8 protein-coding genes are annotated in these 8,027 nt (G+C 41.2%); all 8 read right to left on the reverse strand.

Annotated features, from left to right (window positions below; translation table 11 throughout):
• Positions 1 to 366: 366 nt before the first annotated feature.
• On the reverse strand, positions 367 to 903 hold the full coding sequence (hfq, locus tag JMY06_RS06195) for an RNA chaperone Hfq (RefSeq protein ID WP_201525964.1): 537 nt from the start codon (positions 901 to 903) through the stop codon (positions 367 to 369).
• Positions 904 to 1,365: 462 nt separating this feature from the next.
• Positions 1,366 to 2,535 (reverse strand): tRNA (adenosine(37)-N6)-dimethylallyltransferase MiaA, encoded by a 1,170-nt coding sequence (gene miaA / locus JMY06_RS06200; protein ID WP_201617202.1) that lies wholly within the window; start codon positions 2,533 to 2,535, stop codon positions 1,366 to 1,368.
• 105 nt (positions 2,536 to 2,640) lie between these two features.
• A complete protein-coding gene (gene mutL / locus JMY06_RS06205; protein ID WP_201617204.1) occupies positions 2,641 to 4,443 on the reverse strand; it encodes a DNA mismatch repair endonuclease MutL in 1,803 nt (600 codons plus the stop codon).
• 92 nt (positions 4,444 to 4,535) lie between these two features.
• Complete coding sequence (gene tsaE, locus JMY06_RS06210) at positions 4,536 to 5,111, reverse strand: tRNA (adenosine(37)-N6)-threonylcarbamoyltransferase complex ATPase subunit type 1 TsaE (protein WP_201617212.1); 576 nt, start codon at positions 5,109 to 5,111, stop codon at positions 4,536 to 4,538.
• Complete coding sequence (locus JMY06_RS06215; RefSeq protein ID WP_201525960.1) at positions 5,104 to 5,706, reverse strand: 6-pyruvoyl trahydropterin synthase family protein; 603 nt, start codon at positions 5,704 to 5,706, stop codon at positions 5,104 to 5,106. Before JMY06_RS06215 ends, tsaE begins: the two co-directional genes overlap by 8 nt.
• A 467-nt stretch (positions 5,707 to 6,173) precedes the next feature.
• Positions 6,174 to 6,506: a YnfA family protein gene (locus tag JMY06_RS06220; RefSeq protein WP_201525959.1), complete on the reverse strand. Its 333-nt coding sequence runs from the start codon at positions 6,504 to 6,506 to the stop codon at positions 6,174 to 6,176.
• A 71-nt stretch (positions 6,507 to 6,577) separates the two neighbouring features.
• Positions 6,578 to 7,420: a PhzF family phenazine biosynthesis protein gene (locus JMY06_RS06225; protein WP_201617214.1), complete on the reverse strand. Its 843-nt coding sequence runs from the start codon at positions 7,418 to 7,420 to the stop codon at positions 6,578 to 6,580.
• A gap of 46 nt (positions 7,421 to 7,466) precedes the next feature.
• Positions 7,467 to 7,928, reverse strand: coding sequence for a methyltransferase family protein (locus tag JMY06_RS06230; RefSeq protein ID WP_201617216.1), 462 nt, complete (start codon positions 7,926 to 7,928; stop codon positions 7,467 to 7,469).
• Positions 7,929 to 8,027 lie beyond the last annotated feature (99 nt).

Below are 8,027 nucleotides of genomic sequence, written 5' to 3' on the forward strand. Positions count from 1 at the left end.
TGATAACGTATTTTATTGTGTTTAATTTACTATAGCTATTTTACTATATTATGCTCAATATTAATAATATAGCGCACAATCCTATCTATTCAGCCCATCTATTAACTAACTCACAATACTTTGTGAACGCATTATACACACCAATGTCTATCACAATTACTGGCAGTGCTATCAAAAAAGATAGTCAAAACAGTAAAACCTTCAGTTTCAGTTACTCACAAATCAAAAAGACCCACTGTGGTAGCAGGTCTTCTTGTAATAACTCATTTATAACAGCCAGTTTGTAATGACCGACGTCTAGATAGCATCTATTACACAAGATAGAAAACGTTATTTAAAAATATTATCCGCTATCATTAACATTCTTTAGCTATCGTTATTACTGTTATCACTATTATTATCTGCTTTATCTTGAGAGTCAGTGTTGTCTGTTGGGCCTTCAAAACCACGGTCCTGACCAAATCCGCCACGCTCAAAATTGCGTTCTTGACCAAAGTTACCCCGCTCAAAGCTGTGCTCTTGGCCCTGACCTTGACCGAAACCACCACGATTAAAACTGCTGCGGTTAGACGCAAAGCCGCGCTCTTCAAAACCGCTGCCCGTATTGCTGGGATTACTACCACGCTCAAAACCGCCACCTTGGTAACTTGAAGTACTGCCTTGTATTTGGCCCGGTGCCGCAGTTGTACCGCTAACACGCGGATTACGCGCTGGTACGACAGTTGAGATGGCATGTTTATAGACCATCTGGCTTACGGTGTTTTTGAGTAATACCACGTACTGATCAAATGATTCAATTTGACCTTGTAGCTTGATACCATTAACTAAAAAAATAGACACAGGAATGCGATCTTTACGCAACGAGTTCAAGAACGGATCTTGTAGGGTTTGTCCTTTTGACATGAAATCTCTCCTAAATAGTGTATATAGTTATATTATGAGTGTTGGTTCAATTATAATGGTTATGGTCAGATATAATAATAATTTTTATTTATGAAACATATCTAAACAAGCACTCACTCTTATTAATTAATTCTACTTTATCGTTACTATAATAATTTTTTAGAAAATTATGTAACTGGCTGTTTCTAAGATGATTTTAATAATAATTATTAGTTTTATGATAGCTCATAACCTTTTCAAACGACCGCTTGAATTATTTTAATATTATAACAGCTATCACAATTAGGCTTTGATACTTATTGTCAGTTATTTTTCTATTATCTTTAACGCAGAAACTTACTGTGAACCTCAGTTATTATCTATATAAAGTTAACATTTATATAAACCAGCAACTAATAAGCTATTGTTTAAAATATCTATTAATTGTCCGATAGATAGCTGCTTACCGTTACCTATAACTAATTATATTCGCAAATAATCACCTGCCTGCGCCATCGTGATGAATGATTGTATCATCATATTGTTATTCGTATGACTGGATGACTCAGATGAGATCGACGTATCTGAGTCATCATTCGACAGTTGGGTCAGCTTACGTAGCCAGGTGTACTGACGTTTTGCCAGCTGCCTTGTGGCATATAATGCCTTATTTTGCATTTGATGACAAGCAAGCGCCTGATGCTCAGTGTTGGTCTCATTGTTAGGCTTAAACGTAGATGCGGTCTTTCGTGATGTATTATTTTGGCTGGTTTGACAAGAACTGGTCTCATTAGGTTGAGAAAAAACGGCATAAAACTGTGCCTTATCCAAATGCGGCGCCTCGAATATCGGATGCTGAGTGTGAACAAGATATTCTAATACTTGCCGATAACCAACGCAGCGCATAGCAGGCATATTTGGCGTCAGCGGATAGCGCATAAGTAGGTCCATCACTTCGGCAACCAACCCCTCATTCCACATGATATCCAAACGCTGGGCAATACGTTCATGTAACCATGGACGATCCGGCATCACTGCTAGCGCGTGCCAGCGCTGGGCAGGATTATGTGCCAATGCCTGCTTAGGCTGACGCTGCCATTCGCTGAGCGGCATATCAGTTTGCAGATATACCTCAACTGCCCGAGTGATACGCTGAGTGTCTGCTGGTTTCAGTCGTTGATGGCTAATAGGGTCTACATTGCCAAGATAATCGTACAGCGTGCTAATACCCTCAGTTAGTCGCCACTCCTCAACCTGCTGGCGTACCTCATCATTGCTATCCGGTACCGGTGATAAGCCATCAAGTAGCGCCATGTAATACATCATGGTTCCGCCGACCAGTAGCGGTATTTTGCCGTTTTGATGGCAGCGATCAATAAGCTTTGCTACATCAGTAACAAATTCAGCCACGCTATAGCTTTGCGTCGGATCAATAATATCGACAAGATGATGCGGATAACGTTCAAGCTCAGTAGCCGTTGGCTTAGCAGTACCGATATTCATATCACGATAAATCAGCGCTGAGTCTACTGAAACTAGCTCATAGCGTCCGCTGTCATAGAGCTCATAAGCCAGCGCAGTTTTACCGCTGGCAGTTGGTGCCATTAAACACACCACACTATTATCAGTTAATGACTCAGATGACAGGGGCATAGATTTTCTCTTACTGGTTATATAGATGGCTTGTTATGTGACTCATTCTTATAGTTAGCTTTAATATGTTTAATTTGAGTCAAAAAATTATGGTCTTTATATGGGCTAAGAAGACAGCATTAGTGTTATTAATTGCTCAGTAGTTATGGTTTTAAAAGCTTTCATACTTAACATCTTCGTAAAAGCTAACGTAAACTTCTCTAAGTCTTGTGCGGATAACTGACCTCTAACTATCGCTAATTGCTTATCAATGGACGCGGCACTAGCTGTACCGTTATCTGAAACAAATAGCTCACAGTCCAACATACTGCCTGAAATGAGAGACTGCACGCTTACTTGGTTATCAGCAATATCTTGTAAGCCTTGCTGCCATACCTGGGAATTTATTAGCAAATATTGTCCTTGAGCATGAAACAATAACCAAGGTAATACTGGTAAATTAGCGTCAGCGCTTCTAGCAGAGGCGACTGCTTTATCACTAACCGCCTTATCACTGTCAGGCAAATTATTGACAACAGCTAAGCACTGCGGTAAAGAAGAAACCACTAAATTAAACGCATCTAGTTGCTGATGTTCCGCTGTCTTTTTAGTACTATAAGCTGATATTTTTCGTGATGGCGGTTGCGTTGCTGAGAGTTGATATGGCTGCTTTGGTGCCTGCACTTGCTGACGTAGAGAGCTGGTTTTAATTGGCAGGTATTCAAATAGCTCATCTTTAGGTAGCATATCCCTAAGTGGCTTCTCGTTATCTGATATCCTTTCTACATGAGTTGTGGCTAGCTCTTTAGGAATACTGACGCTTTTAAGCTTAAGAGCAATAGTATGACTCAAGTGCGCCATGATATTATTCAACGGGCTAATTTTTATCCGCTGCTTAGTCGGATGGACATTGATATTTAACCAATTGCTCGGTAGCTCAAAATATAGCGCATAACCAAGCCCATTGAGCTGAGCACTGGTTGCCAGTTGCCGTAGCTGATTGCTAATTATCAGCTCTTTAACCAGCCGTCCATTAACATATAATAGCTTCGGTAACGCCTGCTGGTCATCATGCATAGGCCACAACCAACCACCGATAGTCGCTTGCTTGTCTGTTATTTGTTTAGCAATATTTTCATTCACTCCAGCTGTTGCTGACATCGCTGATTGCTGTAATAGACTTGATAAATCTACTCTTATTTCAACGGCATTATCAGACAAAGGTGACCCAAGCGCTTGTTCAAGTCGGGATAACGGTAAGCGTTTGTTATTATTTTTGAGCGCGAGATTTTCACTGGAACTTGTTGATAATAATAAACGTCTTTTACCATCATGAAAAAGACTGAGCGTCACATCAGCACGTGCGAGCGCAACTTCTCGAACAATGGTTTCAATATGATTAAACTCGGTAGCAATAGACTTCAGATTACCACGGCGGGCGGGCACGTTAAAATAGAGATCCTTTACCGTAACGGTGGTGCCGCGATTATGCACAATAGGAATTAGCTTAGCCTCATCGGCTAACACGCCAGCGACTTGCAGCTGACGACCAATGCCGCTGTCATCATGACTACTAGTAAGGGTCAAACGCGCAACGGCTGCCGTTGCTGCCAGCGCTTCACCGCGAAAGCCTAAGGTAGTAATGCCCTGCAAATTAGCAATATCGGCAACTTTACTGGTCGCATGACGAGTAATTGCCATCACCATATCGTCAGGGTGAATACCTACCCCATTATCTACCACCTTGATCATGCCCATCCCACCTTGGGTAATGTGCACCTCAATATTGGTCGCGCCAGCATCAATCGCATTCTCGAGCATCTCTTTTACCACAGCTGACGGACGCGTTACGACCTCACCCGCTGCCAATTGATTAATGAGCAGCGGTGATAGTTTCGTGATACGAGTATTGGCAGTTTTATCTAACATTTTTATTTAGCATTATATAAAGTCATATATTTTGAAAAACCAATAATTTTTAGATATGATCTTTAGCAAAAAATTAAACCCTTATTGAGTAGTTAAGCCTTTAGCGTTGATAAATCTAAGCCGTGCGCTTGCCCTACTTTTGATAAGCGCAACTCAACTTGCCGTATTTCTTTATTAACTTGGCCATTGTCACTTTGGATAATGTCACCTTGAATATTTTTACCTTGAATGATGTCAATAAATAATGTCGGCGGCGGTAAATAACTGTCGGCACGACTTGCCCATTCAATAATTACCAGCGCATCGGGCTCATCTAAATACTCATCGAAGCCAATAAAAGACAGCTCCTCTGGATCTTGCAGGCGATATAAGTCAGCGTGATAAACCAGCTTAACTGTGCCATCACTGTGCTGGATACTATAAGGCTCCACTAAAGTATAAGTTGGACTCTTCACCGCGCCAACATGACCAAGTGCTTGTAGCCAATAGCGGGTTAAAGTGGTTTTTCCGGCACCTAAGTCACCTGCCAGCCATACGCTACCGGATAGCGGCAGCTTGGCTAATCGCTCAGCTAAAGCCTGAGTATCTGTTTCAGAATGCAGCGTTACGGTTACCGACTTCTGATTAATTTTGGAAAGCTCATTATCAACATTATTGCTATTAAACATCAGGCTGTACCTGCATAGTCACAGTTGGATTAATAAAGCGCTCACCACGAATCAACTTAGCATACAGCTCTGGGTCATCCCACTCACTACTAACTTGCGAGCTAAATTCAAAGGCATCAAGTTCTAGCTTACCCATTTGTTCATTGGCTACGTCCTCAGCAAAACACTGCGCATAACCCGTCGCAGTTTCATGAGCAATTACAGAATAGACAGCGACATCGGCTTCGCCATTTTGCATTTGGGTTTGCTGTAGAATCTGTTGCGCCCAAAAGAATATCACACGAGAGAACTGCTCAGCCGATGGTGAGACCGGCAAGCTTATCCAGCGTGCACTGAACTTCTTACAAGCAGCGATATATTCAGGGTCGTCTTGACTCCAAAAGCAGATAGCATGATCAAAGCTGTCAATAATATCTTTAATAGAAGACTTTAACAGCCCAAAATCATAAACCATCTGCCCGTGATCGAGGCGCTGCGCCTCAAGAATCAGCTCAATCTGATAGCTGTGACCATGAATAGAATGTTTGCAGCGCTCAGAGCTACAGTTGCGGACGATATGAGCGTTTTCAAATTTAAAAAGTTTACGGATACGCATAATAATTAATTAACCAAAATAGTGAGCATCATTGTGCGACATAGCACTGAATAGGAGGAACGATTATAAACAACAATAGCGATAGCCAAACTTAACGTTCAGCTCGTTGCCCTCATTATAGCAAATCATCATGTATCCGTAAGTAAGCGCTTATCAACGCTATCGTCAATTTAGCGGGCAGTAGCTATCTACTGCTGAGCCTTAGGGCTATACTGATTTTAATACTTATTAACATCTCACATAAAAGGACAGCATCATGAGTAAAGGTCAAGACAGTAAAAAGAATGTAAAAAAGAAGCCATTATTAACGGCAAAAGAGAAAAAAGCGGCTAAAAAATCGAAGAAAGATGACAATAGCATCCTAGGAAAACATTAATATTAAATGCATAAATATGCTAATCAAACATAATGGTTAAATTAGCATTTTTTAATTGATAGGCTTCGACCAATGAGCTGGGACTAATAACCTAGCTACTGCGTGGCGCAAACATAATAATAGCCATCCCTAACAGCGCCACCGCAGACCCTACTACATCCCATATCGTTGGCCGAATGCCATTAACAGTCCATAACCACAGAATTGCCATCGCAATATACACCCCGCCATAAGCCGCATAGACTCTCCCTACAGCAGTGGGATGCAGGGTCAACAGCCATACAAAAGCCATCAAACTAAGTATACCTGGAACAAGAAGCCAGATTGTTTTGCCTTCTCGTAGCCAAAGATAAGGTAAATAGCAACCGATAATCTCTGCCAGCGCCGTAAGAATAAAAAGGCCAATAGTCTTTAATTCAGGCAAAACAACTTACTCCTTCAGTAAGGCTTCTATAATACATAACAGCAATCTTTAAAAAATAGATATTTATAATCTTAAACCGTAATAAATCCTGTGAGATATTGCACCGCATTACCGGAAATAAGCACTCTATCATTTACAACGACGCAATCGAGTATCCCGCCGCGACTTGATGCTTGATAAGCCAACAACTCATTGTTACCCAAACGCTCGGCCCACAATGGCGCAAGCCCTGTATGAATTGAACCGGTCACTGGATCTTCACCGCCGCCATTCGCTGGCCAAAAATATCTAGAGATAAAATCGTATTTATTAAAGTTTTCTGATTGAGCCTTACAGGTTACCACCACATCCAAAGGTGCAAGCTGCTCAAGTACTTCATTATCACGGTCTACTGACAACACGTCAGACTCAGAATCATAAATGACAAAATAGGCTTGCGCATTACGATAGACTTCGACGGGAGCGATGGATAAGCCCGCTAATAAACTCTCAGGAATACTGTCAACCTTCTCAGGCTTAGTATTGGGAAAATTCATTTGAATTTTGCCTGAGTCCGTTTGTATGACTGACAAAGTACCGACGGCTTTCGCTAAAAACTTAATGGTGGTTAAACTAGGGTTCTTGTTGAATAGAACAAAAGCTGATGCTAGGGTAGCATGACCACAAAAATCAATTTCAGTCAGTGGTGAAAACCAGCGGATATGATAAGTAGCTACTTCATCTGACTGGTCTTTGTTATCTGAAACATCTGACTCATCGGCAACTAAAAAAGCGGTCTCAGACAAGTTGTTTTCCATCGCAATAGACTGCATCAAATCATCGCTCAACCAGCTATCAGTGATAATAACAGCCGCTGAATTGCCTTTAAAAAGGGTGTCGGTAAAAGCGTCAATGACGTTGATTTCGAGTTGCATTTTTATCCTCTAATAATTCTTAATATCTAAACAAACTTATTAGCCCTCACAACCAACGACGTACTCGTGCTAGATACGCTCGATATGCATCGCCAAACTTTTTAGTGATGACCTTTTCTTCTGCCTGAATTTGAAAGCGACTCATATATTTGATAAAAATGAGGATTAAAGCAAACGCTAGTAAGTGAGACAAGTATAGCGCCCAGCCAAACAAAATAAATACCAAGCCTACATACATGGGATTGCGACTGTATTGATAGATTCCGCTGGTTACTAAATGCTCAGACTTTTCAGGAGTGTGCGGATTCACAGTGGTTTGGGCTTTCTTAAATTCAGTGACGCCCATTACCCCAATACCCAAACCTATGATAGCAAGACCGCCTCCTAACCAACCTGAACCGGGAAGCGCAAACTTTAAGGCTGGAGATGTTTTGGATACGCCATACATCGCAGCACCTATAACCAGCACTTGTAGCACAGGAGGAACTTTTAGCTCTAAAGAACTCATAATGTCACCGTATAAATAACTATTAGGGTCTGTATAGAATTAGGGAATAGTTGAAAAAAATAAGCAACGCCTTAAACTCTTGTTTACCACAACAAAGAG

Origin of the sequence: Psychrobacter urativorans (assembly GCF_904846675.1) — a bacterium.
In the GTDB taxonomy this organism is placed as follows: Bacteria; Pseudomonadota; Gammaproteobacteria; order Pseudomonadales; family Moraxellaceae; genus Psychrobacter; species Psychrobacter urativorans_B.

Bases quoted from the DNA above. Each gene is read 5' to 3' on its own strand.
- JMY06_RS06230 (WP_201617216.1), bottom strand. From the start codon at position 7,928: ATGAGTTCTTTAGAGCTAAAAGTTCCTCCTGTGCTACAAGTGCTGGTT.
- tsaE (WP_201617212.1), bottom strand. From the start codon at position 5,111: ATGTTTAATAGCAATAATGTTGATAATGAGCTTTCCAAAATTAATCAG.
- mutL (WP_201617204.1), bottom strand. From the start codon at position 4,443: ATGTTAGATAAAACTGCCAATACTCGTATCACGAAACTATCACCGCTG.
- miaA (WP_201617202.1), bottom strand. From the start codon at position 2,535: ATGCCCCTGTCATCTGAGTCATTAACTGATAATAGTGTGGTGTGTTTA.
- hfq (WP_201525964.1), bottom strand. From the start codon at position 903: ATGTCAAAAGGACAAACCCTACAAGATCCGTTCTTGAACTCGTTGCGT.
- JMY06_RS06215 (WP_201525960.1), bottom strand. From the start codon at position 5,706: ATGCGTATCCGTAAACTTTTTAAATTTGAAAACGCTCATATCGTCCGC.
- JMY06_RS06225 (WP_201617214.1), bottom strand. From the start codon at position 7,420: ATGCAACTCGAAATCAACGTCATTGACGCTTTTACCGACACCCTTTTT.